The organism is Pseudomonas sp. 2822-17 (assembly GCF_002742485.1).
GTDB classification, from domain to species: Bacteria; Pseudomonadota; Gammaproteobacteria; order Pseudomonadales; family Pseudomonadaceae; genus Aquipseudomonas; species Aquipseudomonas cyclaminis.
The window spans coordinates 145,012-169,380 of sequence record NZ_LJRZ01000926.1; the positions used below are offsets into that span (position 1 = coordinate 145,012).

General features: G+C 59.9%; 19 protein-coding genes and 1 pseudogene. 7 read left to right on the forward strand and 13 right to left on the reverse strand.

Annotated features, from left to right (window positions below):
• Position 1 precedes the first annotated feature (1 nt).
• Together AOA60_RS30480 and AOA60_RS30485 are read left to right on the forward strand one after the other, a co-directional pair.
• Positions 2-568: a CsiV family protein gene (locus tag AOA60_RS30480; RefSeq protein ID WP_099587426.1), complete on the forward strand. Its 567-nt coding sequence runs from the start codon at positions 2-4 to the stop codon at positions 566-568.
• 9 nt (positions 569-577) lie between these two features.
• Positions 578-3,268 carry a DEAD/DEAH box helicase gene (locus AOA60_RS30485; protein ID WP_099587427.1) on the forward strand — a complete coding sequence of 897 codons (2,691 nt, stop codon included), beginning with the start codon at positions 578-580 and terminating at the stop codon, positions 3,266-3,268.
• Between the two features lie 80 nt (positions 3,269-3,348).
• Here AOA60_RS30485 and nagZ read toward each other — a convergent pair whose 3' ends face one another.
• On the reverse strand, positions 3,349-4,359 hold the full coding sequence (nagZ, locus tag AOA60_RS30490; RefSeq protein WP_099587428.1) for a beta-N-acetylhexosaminidase: 1,011 nt from the start codon (positions 4,357-4,359) through the stop codon (positions 3,349-3,351).
• Between the two features lie 144 nt (positions 4,360-4,503).
• Positions 4,504-5,211 carry a TetR/AcrR family transcriptional regulator gene (locus AOA60_RS30495; protein WP_099587429.1) on the reverse strand — a complete coding sequence of 236 codons (708 nt, stop codon included), beginning with the start codon at positions 5,209-5,211 and terminating at the stop codon, positions 4,504-4,506.
• Positions 5,212-5,474: 263 nt separating this feature from the next.
• Here AOA60_RS30495 and lexA point away from each other — a divergent pair, with 263 nt between their 5' ends.
• Together lexA and sulA are read left to right on the forward strand one after the other, a co-directional pair.
• Complete coding sequence (gene lexA / locus AOA60_RS30500; protein ID WP_003172575.1) at positions 5,475-6,083, forward strand: transcriptional repressor LexA; 609 nt, start codon at positions 5,475-5,477, stop codon at positions 6,081-6,083.
• Between the two features lie 10 nt (positions 6,084-6,093).
• The gene (gene sulA / locus AOA60_RS30505; protein WP_099587430.1) at positions 6,094-6,567 is read left to right on the forward strand and encodes an SOS-induced cell division inhibitor SulA; all 474 of its coding nucleotides are present in this window, start codon (positions 6,094-6,096) and stop codon (positions 6,565-6,567) included.
• A gap of 107 nt (positions 6,568-6,674) precedes the next feature.
• On the opposite strand, the gene AOA60_RS30510 is transcribed toward sulA, so the two are convergent.
• From AOA60_RS30510 to AOA60_RS30550, 7 genes are all read right to left on the reverse strand, one after another.
• Entirely contained in the window at positions 6,675-6,908 is a 234-nt protein-coding gene (locus AOA60_RS30510; RefSeq protein ID WP_032889274.1) for a hypothetical protein, read from the reverse strand.
• A 118-nt stretch (positions 6,909-7,026) separates the two neighbouring features.
• Positions 7,027-7,548 (reverse strand): DUF6586 family protein, encoded by a 522-nt coding sequence (locus tag AOA60_RS30515; RefSeq protein ID WP_099587431.1) that lies wholly within the window; start codon positions 7,546-7,548, stop codon positions 7,027-7,029.
• 248 nt (positions 7,549-7,796) lie between these two features.
• Positions 7,797-10,418, reverse strand: coding sequence for a type I DNA topoisomerase (gene topA, locus AOA60_RS30520; RefSeq protein ID WP_099587432.1), 2,622 nt, complete (start codon positions 10,416-10,418; stop codon positions 7,797-7,799).
• Between the two features lie 114 nt (positions 10,419-10,532).
• On the reverse strand, positions 10,533-10,769 hold the full coding sequence (locus tag AOA60_RS30525) for a DUF1653 domain-containing protein (protein ID WP_099587433.1): 237 nt from the start codon (positions 10,767-10,769) through the stop codon (positions 10,533-10,535).
• Between the two features lie 97 nt (positions 10,770-10,866).
• A complete protein-coding gene (fadA, locus tag AOA60_RS30530) occupies positions 10,867-12,042 on the reverse strand; it encodes an acetyl-CoA C-acyltransferase FadA (protein WP_026136849.1) in 1,176 nt (391 codons plus the stop codon).
• 29 nt (positions 12,043-12,071) lie between these two features.
• Positions 12,072-14,219 (reverse strand): fatty acid oxidation complex subunit alpha FadB, encoded by a 2,148-nt coding sequence (gene fadB / locus AOA60_RS30535; protein WP_099587434.1) that lies wholly within the window; start codon positions 14,217-14,219, stop codon positions 12,072-12,074.
• Between the two features lie 482 nt (positions 14,220-14,701).
• Positions 14,702-15,139, reverse strand: coding sequence for a hypothetical protein (locus tag AOA60_RS30550; RefSeq protein WP_099587436.1), 438 nt, complete (start codon positions 15,137-15,139; stop codon positions 14,702-14,704).
• Positions 15,140-15,244: 105 nt separating this feature from the next.
• Between AOA60_RS30550 and AOA60_RS30555 the strand changes: the two genes are divergently transcribed.
• Complete coding sequence (locus AOA60_RS30555) at positions 15,245-15,685, forward strand: universal stress protein (protein WP_099587437.1); 441 nt, start codon at positions 15,245-15,247, stop codon at positions 15,683-15,685.
• 181 nt (positions 15,686-15,866) lie between these two features.
• On the opposite strand, the gene AOA60_RS30560 is transcribed toward AOA60_RS30555, so the two are convergent.
• Positions 15,867-17,786, reverse strand: a complete 1,920-nt coding sequence (locus tag AOA60_RS30560; RefSeq protein WP_099587438.1) for an ATP-binding cassette domain-containing protein — start codon at positions 17,784-17,786, stop codon at positions 15,867-15,869.
• A 213-nt stretch (positions 17,787-17,999) separates the two neighbouring features.
• Here AOA60_RS30560 and AOA60_RS30565 point away from each other — a divergent pair, with 213 nt between their 5' ends.
• Positions 18,000-19,928 carry a transglycosylase SLT domain-containing protein gene (locus AOA60_RS30565; protein WP_099587439.1) on the forward strand — a complete coding sequence of 643 codons (1,929 nt, stop codon included), beginning with the start codon at positions 18,000-18,002 and terminating at the stop codon, positions 19,926-19,928.
• A gap of 68 nt (positions 19,929-19,996) precedes the next feature.
• On the opposite strand, the pseudogene AOA60_RS30570 reads toward AOA60_RS30565, so the two are convergent.
• Positions 19,997-20,761 (reverse strand): annotated as a pseudogene (locus AOA60_RS30570) (Fic family protein); the annotation flags it as partial.
• A gap of 63 nt (positions 20,762-20,824) precedes the next feature.
• The gene (locus AOA60_RS30575; RefSeq protein WP_178075440.1) at positions 20,825-22,600 is read right to left on the reverse strand and encodes an ABC transporter ATP-binding protein/permease; all 1,776 of its coding nucleotides are present in this window, start codon (positions 22,598-22,600) and stop codon (positions 20,825-20,827) included.
• A 236-nt stretch (positions 22,601-22,836) separates the two neighbouring features.
• On the opposite strand from AOA60_RS30575, the gene AOA60_RS33125 reads away from it, so the two are divergent.
• Entirely contained in the window at positions 22,837-23,010 is a 174-nt protein-coding gene (locus tag AOA60_RS33125; RefSeq protein ID WP_032888780.1) for a PA1571 family protein, read from the forward strand.
• Positions 23,011-23,063: 53 nt separating this feature from the next.
• On the opposite strand, the gene pdxB is transcribed toward AOA60_RS33125, so the two are convergent.
• Entirely contained in the window at positions 23,064-24,206 is a 1,143-nt protein-coding gene (gene pdxB / locus AOA60_RS30580; protein ID WP_099587441.1) for a 4-phosphoerythronate dehydrogenase PdxB, read from the reverse strand.
• Positions 24,207-24,369 lie beyond the last annotated feature (163 nt).

Below are 24,369 nucleotides of genomic sequence, written 5' to 3' on the forward strand. Positions count from 1 at the left end.
AATGCGCCTGTTCCGCATGCTGAGCTTGTTGTTGGTGGTCTTGGCGCCTTCGGCATTTGCCGACAGCCCCTACCAGGTAGAAATGATCCTGGTGCGCCAAAATGCGGAGCCGGTGATCAACAGCCGCGCCGCGCCGGAAAACTGGGATGCCGGGGCCGTGCGCCTGGGCGATAAAATGAGCCCGCCGCGCCTGAACAACATCGTCGACAAGCTCAGCGCCGATAACAGCTACACCGTGTTGGCGCACAAGGCCTGGGAACAGAACCTCGGCGAACAACCGGTCAAAATCGCGATCACCGACGGCCAGGAACAGTTCGGCCAGTTCCCTATCGAGGGCACGCTGAACCTGCAACTGGGGCGTTTTACCGATATCGACGCGCAATTCTGGGTCAATCAGTTCGACAGCAACGGCAGCGTGATTGCCAGCGAGCACCTGAACCAGACCGACGTGCGCACCAAGAACAACCAACTCAACTACCTGGATGGTGGTCACCTCGCACTGCTGATCAAGATCACTTCGCTGACCGCCAAGCCGCCCAGCGCACCCCCGCCTGACATTCAGGACTGATCCAGCGCCATGCCCCAGACGTCGTCGTTGACCAAACCCCTGGCCCCTTCGTGGGCCAATCGCTTCAAAGAGCAGAGCCTGGAGCGCGGGCGACGTTATGCGCTGGAGAATCGGGTACGCATCGTCGAATCCGGTGACAGCACCATCATCGCCAACTGCGAAGGCTCGGGCGGCAACGTTTACCGACAGACCATCTCGCTGCGCGAATCGGCCAAGGGCTCGCTGATCCTGGTGGACAGCCGCTGCACCTGCCCGGTGCATACCAATTGCAAACATATCGCCGCCGTCTTGCTCAAGGTCCAGGAAACCCTGGCCTACCCGGCCGCCGCCCAGGATGCCGAGCTGCTGGAGAAGCTCCAGGCTGTGCTGGACAACCGCGTGGTGTTACCGCAGGTGGTGATGGAAGACGTGCTGCCGATCCCGCGCCTGTGGCTGGCGAGTGTCGAGTTCAGTGCGTTCGAACCGCGCAACGGCAGGATGCAGCGCTATATCCAGCACCGTGCGGCGCTGTCGTTCAACTACTTGGGCCACTATGTCAGCGGGCAAAAGAACGCCGACATTATCGTACGCCAGGAAACCCAGAGCCTGCGCATCAAGCGCCACCCGGGGCTGGAACAACCCTATCGCGAACAACTGCGCCTGCTGGGCTTCAAGATCGCCACACGCCAGAGCAAGGCACTGCCGGAAAGCGCTGGCGAGCTGTTCGAGATGGTCAATGACAGTGCCTGGCTGAACTTCACCCTCAACGTTTCGCCCACTTTGCGCACCGAAGGTTGGGAGTTGCAGATTGATGAGGATTTCGGTTTCGACCTGAGCACGGTGGACGACTGGTACGCCACCGTCGACGAAGGGCCGGAGCGCGACTGGTTTGACCTGGAACTGGGGATCATCGTCAACGGTGAACGGCTGAGCCTGTTGCCGATTCTGCTGAACCTGATGCGCTCTCACACCGAGATTCTCAACCCGGAGAAACTCGCACGCCGTCGCGATGACGAACTGATCCTGGTGAACATTCCTGGCCTGCCCAACGGCCACGGCCCACTGCAAGTGGCATTGCCTTACGGACGCCTGAAGCCAGTACTGGCGACGCTTGGCGAGTTTTACCTACAGGAAGCCGGCACCACCACGCTGCGCTTGGCCAAGGCCGATGCGATTCGGTTGAACCCGCTGGAAGACCTGCCGCTGCAATGGGAAGGCGGTGAGAAGATCCGCAACTTTGCCCAACGTCTGCGGGATATCAAGGACTTCACCTGCGTCGCGCCCGAAGGGTTGAACGCGACTTTGCGCCCATACCAGCTGGAAGGCCTGAGCTGGATGCAGTCGCTGCGCCAGTTGGACGTCGGCGGTATTCTTGCGGATGACATGGGCCTAGGCAAAACCCTACAGACCTTGGCGCATATCCTCAGCGAAAAGATCGCCGGGCGCCTGGATCGACCGTGCATGGTGGTGATGCCCACCAGCCTGATTCCTAACTGGCTCGACGAGGCAGCCCACTTCACTCCGCAACTCAGGGTGCAAGCCCTGTACGGCGCGACACGTAAGAAACATTTCGCCAATCTGCAGGAATATGACCTGCTGCTTACCACGTACGCGCTGCTGCCAAAGGACATCGACACCCTCGCTGCCCTGCCCTTGCATGTGCTGATCCTCGACGAAGCCCAATACATCAAGAACCCGTCGAGCAAAGCGGCCCAGGCAGCGCGTGAGTTGAATGCACGGCAGCGCCTGTGTCTGAGTGGCACGCCGCTGGAAAATCATTTGGGCGAGCTGTGGTCGCTGTTCCACTTCCTGCTGCCGGGCTGGCTGGGCGACGTAAAAAGCTTCAACCGTGACTACCGCGTGCCCATCGAAAAGCGCGCCAGCGAAGTGCGATTGCAGCACCTCAACGGCCGGATAAAACCCTTCCTGTTGCGCCGCACCAAGGAACAAGTGGCGACAGAATTGCCGCCCAAGACCGAAATCATCCACTGGGTCGACCTTAACGAAGCCCAGCGCGATGTGTACGAAACCATGCGCCTGGCCATGGACAAAAAGGTCCGCGACGAGATCACCCGCAAAGGTGTGGCGCGCAGCCAGATCATCATCCTTGAAGCGCTGCTCAAGCTGCGCCAGGTGTGCTGCGACTTGCGCCTGGTCAACGACGCCACCCTGCCCGCCCGTGGCAGCAGCTCGGGCAAGCTCGACAGCCTGCTGGACATGCTCGACGAGCTGTTTGCCGAAGGCCGGCGGATCCTGCTGTTTTCCCAGTTCACCTCGATGCTGAGCCTGATCGAAGTCGAACTGAAAAAGCGCGGCATTGCCTACGCACTGCTCACCGGTCAAACCCGGGATCGGCGCACGCCAGTGAAGGACTTCCAGAGCGGCAAGTTGCAGATTTTTCTGATCAGCTTGAAGGCCGGCGGTGTAGGCCTGAACCTCACAGAAGCAGACACGGTGATCCACTACGACCCGTGGTGGAACCCCGCAACGGAAAACCAGGCGACCGACCGTGCGTATCGCATCGGGCAAGAGAAGCCGGTGTTCGTCTACAAGATGATTGCCCGAGGCACGGTGGAAGAGAAAATCCAGCACCTGCAAAAAGAAAAGTCCGATCTGGCGGCGGGTGTGCTGGATGGACGAACCACCGGGGATTGGCAGTTGGCCAACGAGGACATTGAAGCGTTGTTTGCGCCGCTGCCCAATAAGCAAGAGAAGCGCTGACTGGCGGATCGCCATCGGGGGCAAGCCCCCCACATACAAATGTGGGAGGGGGCTTGCCCCCGATAGAAGCGACTCAGTCTTCAGTCGATCAGTTGAGCATCCCGCAACGCCCTAAGCGCTGCCAACCAGCGCGGATCCTGCTTGTACTCCGCCGAAGCAATCCCTTGCCCGCGCATCCGCGCAATACGGGCAGACGGTGTGACCTTCATCCGCTGCGCCGCAGTCAGGGCAAGCTCGGCTGCTGCACGATCATTGCACACCAGCCCCATGTCACAACCGGCCGTCAATGCCGCTTCGATACGACTGGCCGCATCGCCGACCACATGGGCACCGGCCATGGACAGGTCATCGCTGAAAATCACGCCGTCAAATTGCAGCTCGCCGCGCAGGATGTCCTGCAACCATCGGCGCGAGAAGCCGGCGGGCTGGGCGTCAACCTGTGGGTAGATGACGTGCGCCGGCATCACTGCTGCCAATTGCTTGCTCAGGCGTGCGAAAGGCACCAGGTCATTGGCGCGAATCTGTTCCAGGCTGCGTTCGTCATTGGGAATGGCGACGTGGGAATCGGCCTCAGCCCAACCATGACCCGGAAAGTGCTTGCCCGTGGCGGCCATACCGGCGCTGTTCATGCCACGAATAAAGGCGCCCGCGAGCACGGCGGCACGCTCGGGGTCGCCCTCGAAGGAACGGGTGCCGACCACGGCGCTGCGCTGATAGTCCAGGTCGAGTACCGGGGCGAAACTCAGGTCCAGGCCGACGGCAAGCACTTCCGTGGCCATGACCCAGCCGCACTGCTCGGCGAGGTATTCAGCGTTGGAGTTGTCCGCCAGTGCGCGCATGGCCGGCAGGCGCACAAATCCCTGGCGCAGGCGCTGTACACGACCGCCTTCCTGATCGACGGCCAGCAGCAGGTCTGGGCGCACGGCACGAATCGCCGCACTCAACTCCCGCACCTGACGCGGGTGCTCGATATTGCGCGCAAAAATGATCAGGCCGCCCACTTCAGGCTGGCGCAACAAGTGGCGATCCTCGGCCGTCAGCCAGGTACCGGCAACGTCGACCATCAAAGAACCTTGCAGGGCAGCAGTCATAAACCTTCCTTAAATAACGCAAACAACCCGTTGCCCTTGCTTCACGCGATAAGCGCAGCAAGCACAACGGGTTGCGAGTAAATAGCTGAATTCGACATGGCGGCTAGCTTAGCGGATGCAAGCTGCCGCGCACACCCGGCAGCGTCAAACCTTGGCGGGGGCTGGTGCAGATTTGCTGCGTGGGCGCAGTTGCGCGGCGGCCATGCCAGGGTCGGTCACGCCGGTCTCGGCGCGCATGCCGGCGGCGAGAAACGGCACCATCAGGCGCATGACCTGTTCGATGGAGGTGTTGACGCCGAAATCGGTCTCGGCAATCGCACGCAATGCCTTGATCCCGGACATGCTGAACGCTGCCGCACCGAGCATGAAGTGCACGCGCCAGAACAGTTCGATAGGAGGAATACGCGGCGCCGCTTCGTTGACCAGCAACATGTAGCGACGGAAAACCTTGCCGTACATGTCTTCCAGGTAGCGCCGCAAGTGGCCTTGGCTCTGGCTGAACGCCAGGCCTAGAAGCCGCATGAAGATCGACAGGTCGTTACCGCTGCGAGGCTGAACCACCAGGGCCTGCTCGACGAGGATCTCCAGCAGCTCTTCGAGGCTGGGTTTGTGGTCGGCCTTGGCTTGGCGACGCTCAAGTTCACGATCAAGACTGGCGCAGAACGGCCCTAGAAAGCGCGAGAACACCGCCTGGATCAGGGCTTTTTTCGAGCCGAAATGGTAGTTCACGGCAGCGAGGTTGACCCCGGCCTTGCTGGTGATCAGCCGCAATGAAGTTTCAGCAAATCCTTTTTCCGCGAACAATTGCTCGGCAGCATCGAGAATGCGTTCAACGGTTTCCGACTGGGCCATGACTACTCCGCCTGACAAACACTTGTTTGAAACATACGTTTCAGGGTGTGTCTTGTCAAGCCTGCGGGTTCGCTTTCCGGCCGGGTAGTCATCTATTTCATCACTATTTAATCACATCCTTACGGGTCTGTAGGCAGCGCTATCTCTGCACTGTAGGAAGGATGGCGAACGACCGTCCAGCGGAGGCGAACAAAAGGATGATTGCCAAGCGCAGTCCACTGTATATAATCCCAGTCACTGTATAAAAAGACAGAGCGATCAACATGCTAAAACTGACGCCACGCCAAGCTGAGATTCTGGCTTTTATCAAGCGCTGCCTCGATGACAACGGCTACCCGCCGACACGAGCCGAAATTGCGCTGGAACTGGGGTTCAAGTCCCCCAACGCCGCTGAAGAACACCTCAAGGCCCTCGCTCGCAAAGGCGCGATCGAGATGACGCCCGGTGCCTCGCGCGGTATTCGTATCCCTGGCTTCGAAGCCAAGGCCGACGAATCGACACTCCCGATCATCGGCCGTGTTGCCGCTGGTGCGCCGATCCTGGCACAGCAGCACGTCGAGGAGTCCTGCAACATCAACCCCACCTTCTTCCATCCGCGTGCCGACTACCTGTTGCGGGTACACGGCATGAGCATGAAAGACGTGGGCATCTTTGATGGCGACCTGCTGGCCGTCCACACCACCCGCGAAGCCCGCAATGGCCAGATCGTCGTCGCTCGCATCGGCGATGAAGTCACCGTTAAACGCTTCAAGCGCGAAGGCAGCAAGGTCTGGCTCCTGGCTGAGAACCCTGAGTTCGCTCCAATTGAAGTGAACCTGAAAGATCAGGACCTGGTGATCGAAGGCTTGAGCGTAGGCGTCATTCGCCGCTAGAGGAGGCACCATGCAGCTCATACACACCCCACAACACACTCAACTGTCGCTGTTCGAGGCCTTTATGGCCCAACCCCTTTCGCCCATTCTCAAGGAAACGGTCGAGGCGCCCTGGAGCGCCGAACCCGAGGCGTTCAGTGAACTGTCGTTGCGCGGTGCGGCTGGGAGCTGCCTGAGCCTATTGGCGCCGATTCTTCGTGATCTGAGCGAAGAGCAGGATGCACGCTGGCTGACCCTGATCGCCCCACCCGCCAGCCTGACCCAGGCCTGGCTACGGGACGCCGGTCTTAACCGTGAGCGTATCCTGCTGCTACAACCGCGTGGTGCGCAAAGTGCGCAGCAGCTGACATGTGAGGCGTTGCGCCTGGGTCGTAGCCATACTGTGGTGAGCTGGCTGAACCCGCTGAATGCGGCAGCCAAGCAGCAATTGGTCAGCGCAGCACGCACGGGCGATGCACAGAGTTTGAATATTCGATTGGGATAAAAGGCCAGGCCTTATAAGGGAACGGAGCGGGCTTCTGTGGTGAGCATGCTCATTATGGTGAGCCCGCTCACCACAGAAGCCCGATCACCACAACAGCGAATCCACATTCAGTGGAGAACCCGCGAACCATCCTCTTTTTCCGGTTCGCCTTCCGCCAGGCGGCCAGCCATCTGCACGCCCACGCTCAACATGGCTTTTGCCACTTCCACGTGTTGGCCTTGCAGGAACGCTTTTGCGTCCTCGGAAAAATCCAGGATAACCAGAGAACCCTCGTCCTCAGCCCGGCGCAGCTCGATTCGGCCGTCAGGCAACTCAACAATTTCCAGAAAGGACGTCGGCATAAAAGTCTGTTCTCCACCAAAGGCCGGGATTATATCAGTCATCCTCCCAGCCTCGTTGAGGTTCTGGCGAGGTTTCTTTACAGCTTGATGAACGGTGCTTTCTGCGCCCGCCCAAGCTTCAACACTCGTTCAGGCCTTCACGAAAGCGCAGCGCCATCTTTTTCAGCTCCTGACGCCAGCCTTCCAACTCTTCCCGGCTCAGCGGCTTCGGCTCGTCCTCTTCCAGCGCAATTGCCACGATCAACGGCTGAGTCACATCCCCCTTAGGTACGTGGGGAACACGCGGCGGCTGGAACATATCGGCATGGGCCTTGAGCAGGCGCGCCACCCAGCTGTCCGGGCTCTGGGCCATTTCTACCAGTTCCGACAGCTCAGGAATCGCCATGCTCTCCAGCACTTCACGGTTCATGATCATTTCCGCACGGGGCGAACCGGCCTGTGGCAAACGGTAGAAGCCGGCGATTTCATGACACAGCCCCAGCAACGCGCCGTACAGGTGAAATAAAGCTGCTTCACGCCCCGCCTGGACCAACGCGATAGCATTCATCTCCTTCCCTTCCTCGGCACGGCCAAGGGCTTCCAGGGACAAACCCGCGAAGTAAATTTTCTGGTTGGTACGGGTATAGAGTTCGTTGGCCATGACGGCAAATCTCCACAACGAATAGGCGTGATGCTGGCTGAACAGTGTCACGGATCAGCCGAGTCGACTGCAAGTGCCATGTACGGCTGCTTACGTGAGAAGGAACTTCACTTACACAAACACGCCGATGCAAATGTGGGAGGGGGCTTGCTCCCGATAGAGGTCTATCAGCCGACATGTGTCTGACTGATGCACCGCTATCGGGGGCAAGCCCCCTCCCACATTGGATCTTCGGGGTATTCGGCGGATCAAGCGCCCTGGCGCTTGTCTTCGACCTTCCACTTGCCGCCGTCGTAGAACGCTTTCCAGCCGGTAGGCTTGCCGTCCACTTCGGTCTGCACGTACTGCTCCTTGGTCTTGCGGCTGTAGCGGATCACGGCTGGACGACCATCCGGGTCCTTCTTCGGCGCTTCACACAGGAAGTGGTACTTAGGATCGATCTCGTCCTTGTGCGGCACGATCTCCAGCACCAACGGCGCACGGGTCTCGCGGTTTTTCGGGAACTGGCTCGCTGCCAGGAACAACCCCGAGGCGCCGTCACGCAGGATATAAGTGTCGTTGACCTTCTCGCACTTGAGTTCAGGCATCTTCACCGGGTCCATCTTCGGCGGCGCTGCGTCACCGCTTTTCAGCAGTTTGCGGGTGTTCTTGCAGGTCGGATTGGTGCAGCCGAAGAACTTGCCGAAACGGCCGGTCTTGAGCTGCATCTCGCTGCCGCACTTGTCGCATTCCAGGCTCGGACCTTCGTAGCCCTTGATGCGGTAAGTGCCCTCTTCGATCTCGTAGCCGTTGCAATCCGGGTTGTTACCGCAGATGTGCAACTTGTGCTTCTCGTCCAGCAGGTAGGCGTCCATCGCCGTGCTGCAGATCGGGCAACGGTGCTTGCCACGCAATACCAGCGACTCGGACTCACCCTCGTCGTCGGCCGCGATTTCATCACCAGGGACCAGGTTGACCGTGGCCTTGCAGCGCTCTTTCGGCGGCAGGCTGTAGCCCGAGCAACCGAGGAACACGCCGGTGGACGCGGTACGAATCTGCATCGGACGGCCACAGGTCTGGCACGGGATGTCAGTCATCACCGGCTGGTTGGCACGCATGCCGCTCTCAGGGCTTTCAGCTACCTCAAGTTTCTTCTTGAAGTCGCCGTAGAACTCGTCGAGTACGTTTTTCCAGTCGCGTTCGCCATGGGCCACGTCATCGAGGTTCTCTTCCATGCCGGCGGTAAAGCCGTAGTCCATCAGGTTGGAGAAGCTCTCGGACAGGCGCTCAGTCACGATGTCGCCCATCTTCTCCGAATAGAAACGACGGTTATGCAGCGCCACATAGCCACGGTCCTGAATCGTCGAGATGATTGCCGCGTAGGTCGAAGGACGACCGATGCCGCGCTTCTCCATCTCCTTCACCAGGCTCGCTTCGGAGTAACGCGCCGGCGGCTTGGTGAAGTGCTGGGACGGGTCGAGCTTGATCAGCTTCAACGTGTCGCCCTGGGCCATGTCCGGCAACACATCGTCGTCACCCGGCTTGGCGATTTGCGGCATTACGCGGGTGTAACCGTCGAACTTGAGGATACGGCCCTTGGCACGCAGCTCGAAGTCACCAGCACCCACGCTGACGGTCGTCGACAGGTATTGCGCCGGCAGCATCTGGCAGGCCAGGAACTGGCGCCAGATCAGCTCGTAGAGGCGCTCAGCGTCGCGCTCCATGCCGCTCAGCTTGCTTGGCTCGGTGTTGGCGTCGGAAGGACGAATCGCTTCGTGAGCCTCCTGGGCGCCTTCCTTGCTGCTGTAGACGTTCGGCTTTTCCGGCAGGTACTTCTTGCCGAACTCGCTTTCAATATACGTGCGCGCCATCGCCACCGCGTCTTGCGACAGGTTGGTGGAGTCAGTACGCATATAAGTGATGTAGCCGGCTTCGTACAGACGCTGGGCCATCATCATGGTTTTCTTCACACCAAAGCCCAGGCGGTTGCTCGCGGCCTGTTGCAGGGTGGAAGTAATGAAGGGTGCCGACGGCTTGCTGCTGGTCGGTTTGTCTTCGCGCTTGACGATGCTGTAGCTGGACGCCTTGAGCTTTTCCAGCGCGGCCATGGCCTGGGCTTCGTTCAGCGGCTTGAAGGCTTCGCCTTTCTCGCGGGCCACTTCAAAACGGACGTTGTTGCCCTTGGCAGTACCGAGGTCGGCGTGGACTTCCCAATATTCCTCAGGGTTGAACGCACGAATCTCACGCTCACGCTCCACCACCAGCTTGACCGCTACCGATTGCACACGGCCGGCGGACAGGCCACGGGCGATCTTCGCCCACAGCAGCGGCGAGACCATGTAACCCACGACGCGGTCGAGGAAACGACGGGCCTGTTGGGCGTTGACGCGGTCAATGTCCAGCTCACCTGGCTTGGAGAAGGCTTCCTGGATGGCTTTCTTGGTGATTTCGTTGAACACCACACGCTTGTAGCGGCTGTCGTCACCGCCAATGGCTTCCCGCAGGTGCCAGGCAATGGCTTCCCCTTCGCGGTCCAAGTCCGTTGCGAGATAGATGGTGTCAGCATCCTTGGCGAGCCGGCGCAGCTCTTCGATGACCTTTTCCTTGCCCGGAAGGATTTCGTACTTGGCCTTCCAGCCATGATCCGGGTCCACACCCATGCGCGAGACCAGCTGCTTGCGCGCTTTCTCTTTTGGCGTGAGCACCGGGCCTTCGCCCGCAGCCGCCTTGCCGCGCTTGGCGGCAGGCTCCTTGCTGGCGCTAGCCGAACCGCTGGTGGGCAGGTCTCGGATATGGCCGATACTCGACTTCACCACGTACTCGTTACCCAAGTACTTGTTGATGGTCTTGGCCTTAGCCGGGGATTCCACAATGACCAGCGATTTGCCCATGGATCGGAAAATTCCTGAATTCGAGAAGTGAAAGGCAGTTGGCGCCTGACGCGGCAACGCTATATATAGTGGCAACAAGGTGAGGTCAAGCGCAGCATTCTGCGCGGCCTGCCGTTATTGCCCTGAAAAAAGACTGGGTTCGGCCTGGACCAAAGCAAAGCGCGGGACCTGTTCGCCGTCAACTTCGACGGTCTCCAGGAACATGCTCAAGGGGCGTACCCAAAAGCCGTATTCACCATACAGCGCTTGGTAGAACACCACTTCGTCTTCAGTTTCAGAGTGCCGTGCCACATTAAAAACGCGGTACTGCGGCCCCTTGTAATGTTGGTAGAGCCCTGGTTTAACTTTCATGCTCTGGCCCTCTTACAAAATTTGTTAAAAAAAAAATACAAGACCACCCAAAAACAAAAACCGGGGCACTGGGCCCCGGCTTCCGTCAACTCAACGCTTAGACGCGTTCGAAGACGGTGGAAATGCCTTGGCCGAGACCAATGCACATGGTGGCAACCCCAAGGTTGCCGCCATTTTGCTTCATCACGTTAAGCAAAGTGCCGGAAATACGTGCACCGGAGCAACCGAATGGGTGGCCCAGGGCAATCGCACCGCCGTGCAGGTTAACCTTCTCATTCATCTTGTCGAGTACTTTCAAATCTTTCAGCACTGGCAGGGCCTGTGCGGCGAAAGCTTCGTTGAGCTCGAAGAAGTCGATATCGGAGATGGTCAGGCCCGCGCGCTTCAAGGCTTTTTGTGTGGCCGGTACTGGACCATAGCCCATGATTGCCGGGTCCACACCCGCCACGGCCATCGAACGGATCACCGCCAGTGGCTGGATGCCCAGGTCCTGGGCACGCTGCGCCGACATCACGATCATGCACGAAGCACCATCGGTGATTTGCGACGAAGTGCCGGCTGTCACGGTGCCGCCCTTTGGATTGAAGGCAGGTTTCAAGGCTGCCAGGCTTTCCAGGGTGGTATCCGGACGAATGGTTTCGTCGTAGTCGAACAGTTTCAGGAAACCGTTCTCGTCGTAGCCGTTCATCGGGATGATTTCATCCTTGAACTTGCCTTCCACCGTCGCCTTGTGGGCGAGTTGGTGGGAGCGTACGCCGAACGCGTCCTGGGCTTCGCGGGTGATGCCGTGCATTTTGCCGAGCATTTCCGCGGTGAGGCCCATCATGCCCGAGGCTTTCGCCGCGTAGAGGGACATGTGCGGGTTAGGATCAACGCCGTGCATCATGCTGACGTGGCCCATGTGCTCCACACCACCGACCACGAACACATCACCGTTGCCGGTCATGATCGCCTGGGCGGCGGTGTGCAGCGCGCTCATCGACGAACCGCACAGGCGGCTGACGGTCTGGCCCGCCGCAGTGTGCGGGATCTGGGTCATCAAGGAGGCCATGCGCGCGATGTTCCAGCCTTGCTCCAGGGTCTGGTTGACGCAGCCCCAGATCACGTCCTCGACTTCGTTCGGGTCGACCTTGACGTTGCGTTCCAGCAGTTTGCTGATCAGGTGCGCGGACATGTCTTCAGCGCGGGTGTTGCGGTGCATGCCGCCCTTGGAGCGGCCCATCGGCGTGCGACCGAAGTCGACAATCACCACGTCTCTTGGATTCAAGCTCATAAATATTCTCGCTCTAGTCGTCTGGGCGCTTAACCGAAGAAGCTCTGGCCATTCTTGGCCATTTCACGCAGCTTCGCGGTCGGGTGGTACAGCGGGCCCAGATCAGCGTATTGATCAGCCAGGGCAACGAATTCAGCCACACCGATCGAGTCGATGTAACGCAGCGCACCGCCACGGAATGGAGGGAAGCCAATACCGTACACCAGGCCCATATCGGCTTCGGCGGCGGTCTCGACGATGCCGTCTTCCAGGCAGCGCACGGTTTCCAGGCACAGGGCGATCATCATCCAGTTGATGATGTCCTCGTCGGACACCTCACGCTGTTCGTAGATGACCGGCGCGAGTACTTCGTGCACCGATGGATCAGCGACTTTCTTCTGCTTGCCCTTCTTGTCCGCCTCGTAGGCGTAGAAGCCCTTGCCATTCTTCTGGCCCAGGCGCTTGGCCTCGTACAGCGCGTCGATCGCCGAGCGGCGGTCGTCTTTCATGCGGTCCGGGAAGCCTTCAGCCATTACGTCGCGACCGTGGTGGCCGGTGTCGATGCCGACCACGTCCATCAGGTACGCCGGGCCCATTGGCCAGCCGAATTTTTCCATGACTTTGTCGATACGCACGAAGTCCACACCGGCGCTGACCAGCTTGGCGAAACCGCCGAAGTACGGGAACAGCACGCGGTTGACCAGGAAGCCCGGGCAGTCGTTGACCACAATCGGGTTCTTGCCCATTTTCTTGGCGTAGGCCACGGTGGTGGCAACGGCCAGTTCGCTGGACTTCTCGCCACGGATCACTTCCACCAGCGGCATCATGTGCACCGGGTTGAAGAAGTGCATGCCGACGAAGTTTTCCGGACGCTTGAGGGCCTTGGCCAGCAGCGAGATGGAAATGGTCGAGGTGTTCGACGCCAGGATCGTGTCGTCTTTGACGTGGCTTTCAACTTCAGCCAGTACCGCCTGCTTGACCTTCGGGTTCTCGACAACGGCCTCGACTACCAAGTCGACATGGCCGAAATCGCCGTAGGACAGCGTAGGACGAATGCCGTTAAGCACTTCGGCCATTTTTGCAGCGGTCATGCGACCTTTATCAACGCGACCTACCAGCAGCTTGGCCGCTTCGGCCAGGCCTTGCTCGATACCGTGCTCGTTGATGTCCTTCATCAGGATCGGCGTGCCTTTGGACGCCGACTGATAGGCGATACCGCCGCCCATGATACCGGCGCCGAGTACGGCGGCCTGTTTCACGTCCTTGGCGATTTCGTCGTAGGCCTTGGCCTTTTTCTTCAGTTCTTGATCATTCAGGAACAGGCCGATCAGGCTTTGGGCCGCCGAGGTTTTCGCCAGTTTGACGAAGCCTGCCGCTTCTACTTCCAGTGCCTTGTCGCGACCGAAGTTCGCGGCTTTCTGGATGGTCTTGATCGCTTCAACCGGCGCCGGGTAGTTCGGGCCGGCCTGGCCAGCCACGAAACCTTTGGCGGTTTCGAACGACATCATTTGTTCGATGGCGTTGAGCTTGAGTTTTTCCAGCTTCGGCTGACGCTTGGCCTTGTAGTCAAATTCGCCGCTGATGGCGCCCTTGATCAGGTTAAGTGCAGCTTCGGCCAGTTTGTCCGGGGCAACCACGGCGTCGACAGCGCCGACTTTCAGCGCATCTTCAGCACGGTTTTCCTTGCCTGCGGCAATCCATTCGATGGCGTTGTCGGCCCCGATCAGGCGCGGCAGACGTACGGTGCCGCCGAAACCTGGGTAGATGCCCAGCTTGACTTCAGGCAAGCCGATCTTGGCAGTGGCCGACATGACGCGGAAGTCTGCGGCCAGGCACATTTCGAAGCCGCCGCCCAGCGCGATGCCATTGATCGCGGCAACGGTCGGTACGTTGAGGTCTTCGAAATCGCTGAAAATCTTGTTGGCTTCGAGGTTGCCAGCCACCAGCTCGGCATCGGGCAGCTTGAAGTTGTCGACGAATTCGGTGATGTCAGCGCCGACGATAAACACGTCCTTGCCGCTGGAAACGATCACGCCCTTGACCGAAGCATCTGCTTTGATGGTGTCTACAGCCTGACGCAGCTCGTTCAGGGTTAGACGGTTGAACTTGTTGACGGACTCACCCTTGAGGTCGAATTTCAATTCGACGATGCCACTTTCAAGAGCCTTAACCGTGATGGCTTTACCTTCGTAAATCATCAACTGATCTCCACGATATGGAAGCTGAACAGTACACATTGGACGCTGGCCTCTGGTTGGACACTGGCCGCTAGGTCAATGCTCACTCCAATCCGCCAGGCACACCCGCCAATGCGATAGTCGGGATGCATGTATGAGCAGTCTGACAGACAAACGCTCAATTCATACGCCCGTTTGATTTGGGTACGCCACCTTCATCCAATTCCAGGCAATTGTCAATCGCTCGAAAGGCTAGGAAAAACGCGACTTTCCAGTCATTTCAGAACCCCAACCATAGGCCCACGCTTCGCCAATATTCAAATATTCACGAAATCAATTATAGGAAAGATGTGGGAAAAGACTGTACAGAACGGGATATCCGGCTAGGCTAGCCGCAACCGTAACGCGCCTGGATGAACATCCGACGCGGCAACCAGAGATTTACCGGCCTGCCTGGCCAACTCCAGCCCGATGATGATGTCGGGCTTTTTATTGCCTGGCTTTCATGCCAACGCTTTGAGCAGTGCGTCAATGGCGAGCAGATCACTCGCTTCGCCCTTCTCGCCCCAATACAGGGCGATCATCTGCTTGTCAGCCTCGACTTTGTAGACGTTGGCCGGCAGCGTTGCAAAATACGGCAACAACTTCTCGTCCTCACAGACTTCGCGCCACTGGTTGACCCACATCCCCGGCTCCAATTGCCAGTAGCTCCAGATGGCTGGCGTGCTGCCGCGCCGTGGCCGGCAGTACTGCGCGCAGGGGCTCGGCGGCTCCTGTTTGAGCCAGTGCGGCCACTCCTGGGGTGCCAACTGCATGGCCAGCCCGATGCGGCGCGCCTCCATGCGCAGGGCCATCCGCCCGCTCTGATGGCGCGACGGGCGCAGCCATGCCAAAGGGCTCAGAACCACCACAAGGATTGACACCACTATCCAGACCGTCATATGTGTACTCCCGAATTTCTAGATGAGCGGATTTGACCGGATACAACCCGATCCGCTTGAAAGCAGCCATACTTAATTTATTGCAGTCCCCTGGAGGAACGCCTCATGCCCTACCAACATATTCTGGTCGCTGTCGACCTGACCGAAGAGTGCGATCCAGTGATCAAGCGCGCGCAGGAATCTGCATTGGCCAATGGCGCCATACTGTCGCTGGTGCATATCGTCGAGCCCATGGCCATGGCCTTTGGCGGTGACGTGCCGATGGACCTTTCCCAGTTGCAGCAACAACAATTTGACCAGGCCAAGGAGCGCCTGGATCGTTTGATTCTCAAATACCCGCACCTGAAAAAGGAAGACTGCCACCTGACATACGGCCAACCGCGCCAGGAAATCCATCACTTGGCCAAGGAAAAGGCTTGCGACTTGATCGTGGTGGGTAGCCATGGTCGTCACGGCTTGGCGTTGTTGCTGGGTTCTACTGCCAATGATGTACTGCACGGCGCGCCGTGCGATGTGCTGGCCGTGAAGCTTGTAAAAACCTCATAAGGCGAATGAGGACCAAATGTGGGAGGGGGCTTGCCCCCGATAGCAGTCTGTCAGTTGATACATTTGGAGACTGATACACCGCCATCGGGGGCCAGCCCCCTCCCACATTTGAACTGCATTCATATGAAAAACCCGGTGTTCATACTAGTGAACACCGGGTTTTTTATTGCATGCGGATCACTCAGGCATCCAGCTCGGCCCAACGCTCCATCAGCACTTCCAGTTCCTGGTTCAGCGCCTCCAGGGAAGCAATGACCTTGGCAGTTTCCGCTGCCGGACGCAGGTAGAAACCCGCATCAGCCATGTCCGCTTCAACAGCAGCAATCTGCTTTTCCTTGGCGTCGATATCACCCGGCAACGCTTCCAGCTCGCGCTGCAGCTTGTAGCTGAGCTTCTTCTTGGCCGCCGGCGCAGCTTCGGGTGCAGGAGCCGCGGCGGCAACCGGTGTTACCACCGCCGAGGTCAAGTCGGCCTTGCCGGACTTGCTCTCGGTCACGCCCAACAGGCGCGGTGAACCGCCCTGGCGCAGCCAGTCCTGATAACCACCGACGTATTCGCGAACCTTGCCTTCACCTTCGAAGACCAGGGTGCTGGTAACCACGTTGTCGAGGAATGCCCGGTCGTGGCTGACCATCAGCACGGTGCCGTTGAAGGTCAACAGGACCTCTTCCAGCAGTTCGAGGGTTTCTACGTCGAGGTCGTTGGTTGGTTCGTCGAGTACCAGCAGGTTGGCCGGCTTGCTGAACAGCTTCGCCAGCAGCAGGCGTGCGCGCTCACCACCGGACAACGCTTTGACCGGCGTACGTGCACGCTGCGGGCTGAACAGGAAGTCGCCCAGGTAACTCAACACATGGCGGCTCTGGCCGTCGATATCGATAAAGTCGCGGCCTTCCGCCACGTTGTCGATCACGGTTTTTTCCAGGTCCAACTGATGGCGCAACTGGTCGAAGTAGGCCACGTCGATGCGCGTGCCCTCTTCGACTTTACCACTGGTCGGTTGCAGGCCATTAAGCATCAGCTTGAGCAAAGTGGTCTTGCCGGTACCGTTGGCGCCCAGCAGACCGATACGGTCGCCGCGAGCCAGGACCATGGAGAAGTCCTTGATCAGGAACGGGCCATCCGGGTGATGGAAGCTGACGTTCTCCAGCACCATCACCTGCTTGCCCGACTTGTCGGCGGTATCCAGCTGGATATTGGCCTTGCCGGTGCGCTCGCGACGTTCGCTGCGCTCAACGCGCAGGGCTTTCAACGCGCGTACACGGCCTTCGTTACGGGTGCGGCGGGCCTTGATGCCCTGGCGGATCCAGACTTCTTCCTGGGCCAGTTTTTTATCGAACAGGGCGTTGGCGGTTTCTTCAGCCGACAGCGCCGCTTCCTTGTGCACCAGGAAGCTGGCGTAGTCGCCGTTCCAGTCGATCAGGCCACCACGGTCCAGTTCGAGGATGCGCGTGGCAAGGCTCTGCAGGAAGGCACGGTCGTGCGTGATGAACAGCACGGCGCCCTGGAAGTCCTTGATGGCTTCTTCAAGCCAGGCAATGGCGCCGATGTCCAGGTGGTTGGTGGGCTCGTCGAGCAGCAGCAAATCCGGTTCGGACACCAAGGCCTGGGCCAGCAGCACGCGGCGACGCCAGCCGCCGGACAATTCGGCGAGAGTCTTGTCGGCAGGCAGTTGCAGGCGGCTCAGGGTGCTGTCGACCAGTTGCTGCAGGCGCCAGCCGTCACGGGCTTCGAGGTCCTGCTGGACGTGCATCAGCTTGTCCAGGTCTTCCTCGGTGACGCAGTTCTGCGCCAGGTGATGGTATTGCGCTAGCAACTCACCCACGCCGTCCAGGCCTTCGGCAACCACGTCGAACACTGTCCGTCCGTCGGCCACCGGCAATTCTTGCGGCAATTCGCCAATCTTGAGGCCTGGGGCGCGCCAGACAGAGCCGTCATCGGGCTTCTGGTCGCCTTTGACCAGCTTCATCATGCTGGACTTGCCGGTGCCGTTGCGGCCGATGATGCACACCCGCTCACCACGGGCGATCTGCCAGGACACCTTGTCCAACAACGGCATAGCGCCGAAAGCAAGGGACACATCGCTGAATTTGAGCAGGGTCATACGCTTCTCCAAAAACTGGGCGCGCATTCTACCTGACTTGAGGGTGGGATGCGGCCAGCATTTTCAAGGCCGACACGTTCTGTAGGACATTTCCGGTAAACCTGAACGAACCGGCCGGCAAAGCTTTCGCCGGTCGCTGGCAAAAGGCTAAGCTAGGGGCAATCAGCGTCGGCGGTGCCGGCGCTAGTCGTGATTTCTCTGCACGGACGTCTCATGCGCAGTCGCCTTTTCAACTTTTTATCTTGTCTGCTTCTTTCCGCCACCGCCGTTCAATCCGCCCAGGCCGTGGACCTCACCACCCAACGTCAATATTACGATGAAGCCAAGCGCGCACTGGCCAAGGGCGATACCGGCCCCTATATGCAATACAGCCAGGCCCTGGCCGACTACCCGCTGACGCCGTACCTGGCCTACGACGAGCTGACCGCGCGCCTGAAAACCGCGAGTAATCAGGAAATCGAGCAGTTTCTCGCCAAAAACGGCGACCTGCCCCAGGCCAACTGGATGAAGCTGCGCTGGTTACGCTGGCTGTCCGAGCGTGGCGATTGGCAGACCTTTGAAAAGTACTACGACTCCAAACTCAATTTCGTCGAACTGGACTGCCTGCACGGCCAATACCAGCTCACCCACAACCTGAAGGCCGAAGGCTACAAGACCGCCGAAAAGCTGTGGATGACCGGCAAATCCCAACCTGCCGCCTGTGATGCCACCTTTGGCCAGTGGGCCGCCGACGGCCAACTCACCGAACAGAAAATCTGGGACCGCACCAAGCTCGCCGCCGAAGCGCGCAACTACGCGCTCGCCAACAGCCTGGTGAAAACCCTGCCGACCCTCGGCGCCCAAGGCCGCCTGATGGTGGATGTGGCGCAAAAGCCCGACATGCTCAGCGATCCATCGCGCTTCCAGCCGGCCACCGAGGCTATGTCTGACGCCGTGGGCCTGGGCCTGCGTCGCCTGGCCCGCCAGGACCCGGACAAGGCCATGGCCCTGCTCGACGGCTACGCCAGCAGCATGCACTTCTCCCGTGACGAAAAAGTGTCGATCGCCCGCGAAATCGGCCTGACCCTGGCCAAGCGCTTCGACCCACGCGCCCTTGAGGTGATGACCAAGTACGACCCCGAGCTGCGCGACAACACCGTCTCCGAGTGGCGCCTGCGCTTGCTGTTGCGCCTGGCACGCTGGGAAGATGCCTACCAGTTGACGCGCAAACTCCCACAAGACCTGGCCACCACCAACCGCTGGCGCTACTGGCAGGCCCGCAGCCTGGAACTGGCCGAGCCGAAGAACCCGCAAGCCCTGGTGCTCTACAAGAACCTGTCGCGGGAGCGGGACTTCTACGGATTCCTCGCGGCTGATCGCTCCAAAGCCCCGTACCAACTGAACAACAAGCCGCTGGTGATGAGCCAGGCGCTGGTCAATAAAGTCCGTAACACCCCCGGCGTACGCCGCGCCCTGGAGTTTTACGCCCGTGGGCAGATCGTGGACGGTCGCCGCGAGTGGTACCACGTCAGCCGCCACTTCAACCGCGATGAGATGGTCGCCCAAGCCAAGCTGGCGTACGACATGAAGTGGTACTTCCCGGCGATCCGCACCATCAGCCAGGCCCAGTACTGGGACGATCTGGACATCCGCTTCCCGATGGCCCACCGCGACACCCTGGTGCGTGAAGCCAAGGTTCGTGGCCTGCATTCGAGCTGGGTATTCGCCATCACCCGCCAGGAAAGCGCCTTTATGGACGATGCCCGCTCCGGCGTTGGCGCCAGCGGCCTGATGCAACTGATGCCCGGCACCGCCAAGGAAACCGCGCGCAAATTCAGCATCCCCCTGGCCTCCCCGGCCCAGGTGTTGGACCCCGACAAAAACATCCAGCTCGGCGCCGCCTACCTGAGCCAGGTGCACAGCCAATTCAACGGCAACCGCGTACTCGCCTCCGCCGCCTACAACGCCGGCCCTGGCCGCGTGCGCCAGTGGTTGCGCGGTGCCGATCACTTGAGTTTCGATGTATGGGTGGAGAGCATCCCATTCGACGAAACCCGCCAGTATGTGCAGAACGTGCTGTCTTATTCAGTGATCTACGGGCAAAAGCTCAACTCGCCACAGCCGCTGGTGGATTGGCATGAGCGGTATTTTGATGATCAGTAACACTTGAAACGGAAAGGAAAAATGCCCGCATTGAAAAATGCGGGCATTTTTTATGAGCCTGCCCGAGGCTCGCTTTGCACGGCTTCAGCCAAGGCCAGGCTCAACGCCTGCAGCATGAACTCAACGAAGGGCGTGGCCTCGGCCTGCCGGTCTGCAGTTGAAAGCGCGGCATAGTAAGCGTCCTGCTGTTCACGAATAACCGCTTCCACTGGCAGGTAGGCCAATACAGGACGCCATTGGCTGAGAATCAGCGTTTGCCAGAGCCGTCCCATGCGCCCAGTACCATCCGCAAAAGGGTGGATAAATTCAAACTCATAATGGAATACACAGCTGGCGATCAACGGGTGCCAATCGGAAACCGACAACCATTGGAGCAGGTCATCCACCAGATGCGTTACACGGCTCGCGGGCGGAGCCATGTGTACCAATTGCTCGCCACGATAGATACCAACACCCGCCTGCCGAAACCGTCCGGCATCGTCGATCAAGCCATACATCAGCAGTTCGTGAGCCTTCAACACATCCGCGCGATTACTCGGCAGCCACTGCGGCATTGCCTCGTAGGCAGCAAACGCATTACGCACTTCCTGGATTTCTCTAGGCAGCCCCAATACTCGTCGGCCTTCCAGAACAGCAGTCACCTGCTCGACGCTGAGGGTATTGTTCTCGATCGCCAATGAGGCCTGAATCGTACGGATTCGATTACCCCGCCTGAGCTGTGGCGTCTGACGGGTGTCGTCACCGACTGAGAGCTGACCAATCTGCTCACTGATATCAGCCACCAGGGCCAGCATCTTTGTGGTCAGTGTCAACGGAGGTTGATAGCGGCTCATGTCCTCATCCAGATCAATAGCGAAAGATTGCATAATGCCTTAAGGAGCAAGCACACCGCAGCTTCATTCCATATCCCCACCAGCACTGAACTGCAACGCCGCCAACCGCGCATACAGCGGATTGCTCGCAATCAGCTGCTGATGCGTGCCCACCGCCACCAGCTTGCCCTGGTCCATCACGGCGATCCGATCAGCATTCTTCACCGTGGCCAGGCGATGGGCGATCACCAGCGTGGTGCGCCCTTGCATCAGTTGCGGCAAGGCTTGCTGGATCAGGTGTTCACTCTGGGCATCGAGGGCGCTGGTGGCTTCGTCCAGCAGCAGGATCGGTGCGTCGACCAACAAGGCGCGGGCGATGGCCAGGCGCTGGCGCTGGCCGCCGGAGAGGCCCTGGCCAGCGTCGCCCAGGTGAGTCTGGTAGCCGTTGGGCATTTGCAGGATGAAATCATGGGCGTGGGCGATGCGCGCAGCGGCTTCGACCTGCTCGCGGGTCGCGCTCGGGTTGCCGTAGCGGATGTTTTCTTCGACGCTGCCGAAAAACAGCGCCGGGCTCTGGGACACCAAGGCGAAATGGCGGCGCAGATCCAGGGGGTCGAGCTCGGTCAGCGGGTGACCTTCGAGCAGTATGCGGCCGTGCTGGGGGTCGTAGAAACGCAGCAGCAGGTCGAAAATGGTCGACTTGCCCGCGCCGGATGGCCCGACCAAGGCCAGGGTTTCGCCGGGGTTGATCGTCAGATTCAAGCCGTCGATGGCGTAGCTGTCGGGCCGTGACGGGTAGGAAAAACGCAAGTCCTGCAGCTCCATACGCCCACTGACCCGCGCCGGCAACTGCACCGTGCCCGCGGCCGGCGCCTGGATTTCGTTAGTCGACTGCAACAGCTCACCAATGCGCTCGGCTGCACCGGCGGCGCGTTGCAGATCACCGAGCACTTCGCTCAGGGTGCCGACGGCGCTGCCGACGATCAGGCTGTAGAACACAAACGCCGCCAGTTCGCCGCCGGAAATACGCCCACTGATCACGTCCATGCCGCCCACCCACAACATCACGCCCACGGCACCGAGCACCAGCATGATCACTAAGGTGATCAGCCAGGCCCGCTGGGCAATACGTTTACGCGCCGTGGCAAAGGCTTCTTCGACGGTCACGGCAAAGCGTTGTTCGTCCTGGACCTGGTGGTTGTAGGCCTGCACGGTCTTGATCTGGCCGAGGGTTTCGGACACATAGCTGCCCACATCGGCAATCCGGTCCTGGCTCAGGCGCGACAGGCTACGCACGCGGCGACCGAAAATCAGGATCGGTGCCAGCACCAGCGGCAGCGCCACCACCACGATACTGGTGAGCTTGGGGTTGGTGACGAACAGCAGCACAATGCCGCCGATTACCATCAAGGCATTGCGCAGGAACAGCGACAGCGACGAGCCGATCACCGATTGCAACAAGGTGGTGTCGGTGGTCAGCCGCGACTGGATTTCGGAGCTGCGGTTGTTCTCGTAGAAGCCGGGGTGCAAGTAGATGAGGTGGTTGAACACCTGCCGACGAATATCCGCCACCACCCGCTCGCCAATCCAGGACACCAGGTAAAACCGTGCAAAAGTACCCACCGCCAGGCCCAGCACCAGGATCATGAACAGGCCGATGGACTGGTTGAGCAGATGCGGCGACTGGGTCATGAAGCCCTGGTCCACCAGCAGGCGGATGCCCTGCCCCATGGACAAGGTGATGCCGGCGGTGACGATCAGCGCCAACAGGGCGCCCAGCGCCTGCCAGCGATAGGGCGCGATAAAGCGGCTGGCCAGGCGAATTGCGCGGCGTTGACGGACTGAGAACATGGAGGGCATCACCGATGAGGGGTCTATACCTCAACATTGGGGGAACTTGGGTAAATAACAATGAGTCAGGTTAATTATGCCCGCCGATGCTGGCCCCTAGAGGCTATCGGTCTAACACCCGGCTGGAAATCGACAGCGGTTTCTGGTGGACTGGATGTTCGAACCGGTGGTAGTGCAGGGAGTTGTCACAGCGCGGTCACGCGGGGGGTTCAAAGTAGGTACACAACCTGATGAGGAGACAGGCCATGACCTTGCAAAACAGCAGCGATGCCAAGATTGAAGTGATCCGCCAACCCCAGCAGTTGCCTTGCTCCGTCATCGACGCCCAAGGCCATGAGGTTCAGATCACCGAAGAGATGATCCAGCAAGCGTGCCGCGAACTGGAAGAAAAACTGGTCAAGCCTGCCCAGCAAGGCTGAAACGCCCAAGCTCTTTCAGACCCGGCCGCGATGGCCGGGTTTTTTATGGGCGCTTAAATAGCCACTGCGCCCAATGCGGACACAATCTTCAACAGCGCCTCCGACTCCCCATTGATACGTACCTTCAAGCCCTCGATCTCCCGACGCTCCGGGTAATGCTTGCGCAGCAGGTCGAACGCCTTACGCTGTGCTTCCACAGTTCCCACCAGGCTGCGACGGAAATCCGCATCATCCCGGCGCGGGTCGTACACGCTGCGGCACAAGGTCGCCAGCGCCCAGGCGGGGTCGGTCGAAGCATTCAGGTGCACTTCAGACAACCACGGCGCCGGCAACAGTTCGCTCAAGTGGATGCTCGGTGCCTGGCCCAGGTACGCGCAAAACGCCTGGTAGATCTGCGCCGTGCCGCGCTGACGGCCTTCCAGGCTGTAACCGGCGATATGCGGCGTGGCCAGCACGCACAGGTCGGCCAGGTCCGCATCCACTTCGGGCTCGCCTTCCCATACATCCAGCACCGCTTGCAGGTCTTCGCGCGCCAGCAACACCTCGCGCAGGGCAGCGTTGTCCACCACCGGGCCGCGGCTGGCGTTGATCAGCCAGGTGCCGGGCTTGAGCTGCTCCAGGCGCTGGCGGTCGAACAAATGCCAGGTCGAGCCATTGCCGGACTTGGTCAGCGGCGTGTGCAGGCTGATCACGTCGCACTGCTCGACGATCTGCGCCAGGCTCACATAGTCGCCGTCTTCGGCGATCTGCCGTGGCGGGTCGCACACCAGCACGTTCCAGCCCAGGCCCTTGAGCACCTTGACCAGGCGCCCGCCGACTTCACCGGCACCGACGATGCCGTAAGTACGCTTATTGAGGTCGGCGCCTTCGATCTCGGCGAGGGTCTGCAGGCTGCCCAGCACGTAGTCCACTACCCCACGGGCATTGCAGCCGGGGGCGCTGGACCACTGGATACCGGCTTGCTTGAAGTAGTCCAAATCCAGGTGATCGGTGCCGATGGTGCAGGTGCCGACAAAGCGCACGTTGGAGCCCTCCAGAAGCGCGCGATTGACGTTGCTCACCGAGCGCACCAGCAGCACATCCGCCTGCTCGACCGTGGCGCGGTCAAGAGAACGGCCGGGCACCCGGCGAATCTCGCCAAATCCTTGGAAGAAGGCATCGAGCAGCGGGATATTTTCGTCGGCAACAATCAGCATGGCAGGCTCCTTTGGCGGACCCGCAGTGTACAGGCTTGCGTGGATTCAATGTGGGAGGCGGCCTGGCAGGTTGCTTACAAATCCCCAACACAGGTTTTTTCCTGACCATTGCGTCAGGGCGTAGAATCCGCCGTCCTTGCGCTCCTCTCAATTGGACACCTGT

What these genes read in the sequence shown, in the direction of transcription:
- AOA60_RS30480 (WP_099587426.1), top strand. Translation starts at nt 2, where the DNA reads ATGCGCCTGTTCCGCATGCTGAGCTTGTTGTTGGTGGTCTTGGCGCCT.
- AOA60_RS30485 (WP_099587427.1), top strand. Translation starts at nt 578, where the DNA reads ATGCCCCAGACGTCGTCGTTGACCAAACCCCTGGCCCCTTCGTGGGCC.
- nagZ (WP_099587428.1), bottom strand. Translation starts at nt 4,359, where the DNA reads ATGACTGCTGCCCTGCAAGGTTCTTTGATGGTCGACGTTGCCGGTACC.
- AOA60_RS30495 (WP_099587429.1), bottom strand. Translation starts at nt 5,211, where the DNA reads ATGGCCCAGTCGGAAACCGTTGAACGCATTCTCGATGCTGCCGAGCAA.
- lexA (WP_003172575.1), top strand. Translation starts at nt 5,475, where the DNA reads ATGCTAAAACTGACGCCACGCCAAGCTGAGATTCTGGCTTTTATCAAG.
- sulA (WP_099587430.1), top strand. Translation starts at nt 6,094, where the DNA reads ATGCAGCTCATACACACCCCACAACACACTCAACTGTCGCTGTTCGAG.
- AOA60_RS30510 (WP_032889274.1), bottom strand. Translation starts at nt 6,908, where the DNA reads ATGCCGACGTCCTTTCTGGAAATTGTTGAGTTGCCTGACGGCCGAATC.
- AOA60_RS30515 (WP_099587431.1), bottom strand. Translation starts at nt 7,548, where the DNA reads ATGGCCAACGAACTCTATACCCGTACCAACCAGAAAATTTACTTCGCG.
- topA (WP_099587432.1), bottom strand. Translation starts at nt 10,418, where the DNA reads ATGGGCAAATCGCTGGTCATTGTGGAATCCCCGGCTAAGGCCAAGACC.
- AOA60_RS30525 (WP_099587433.1), bottom strand. Translation starts at nt 10,769, where the DNA reads ATGAAAGTTAAACCAGGGCTCTACCAACATTACAAGGGGCCGCAGTAC.
- fadA (WP_026136849.1), bottom strand. Translation starts at nt 12,042, where the DNA reads ATGAGCTTGAATCCAAGAGACGTGGTGATTGTCGACTTCGGTCGCACG.
- fadB (WP_099587434.1), bottom strand. Translation starts at nt 14,219, where the DNA reads ATGATTTACGAAGGTAAAGCCATCACGGTTAAGGCTCTTGAAAGTGGC.
- AOA60_RS30550 (WP_099587436.1), bottom strand. Translation starts at nt 15,139, where the DNA reads ATGACGGTCTGGATAGTGGTGTCAATCCTTGTGGTGGTTCTGAGCCCT.
- AOA60_RS30555 (WP_099587437.1), top strand. Translation starts at nt 15,245, where the DNA reads ATGCCCTACCAACATATTCTGGTCGCTGTCGACCTGACCGAAGAGTGC.
- AOA60_RS30560 (WP_099587438.1), bottom strand. Translation starts at nt 17,786, where the DNA reads ATGACCCTGCTCAAATTCAGCGATGTGTCCCTTGCTTTCGGCGCTATG.
- AOA60_RS30565 (WP_099587439.1), top strand. Translation starts at nt 18,000, where the DNA reads ATGCGCAGTCGCCTTTTCAACTTTTTATCTTGTCTGCTTCTTTCCGCC.
- AOA60_RS30575 (WP_178075440.1), bottom strand. Translation starts at nt 22,600, where the DNA reads ATGCCCTCCATGTTCTCAGTCCGTCAACGCCGCGCAATTCGCCTGGCC.
- AOA60_RS33125 (WP_032888780.1), top strand. Translation starts at nt 22,837, where the DNA reads ATGACCTTGCAAAACAGCAGCGATGCCAAGATTGAAGTGATCCGCCAA.
- pdxB (WP_099587441.1), bottom strand. Translation starts at nt 24,206, where the DNA reads ATGCTGATTGTTGCCGACGAAAATATCCCGCTGCTCGATGCCTTCTTC.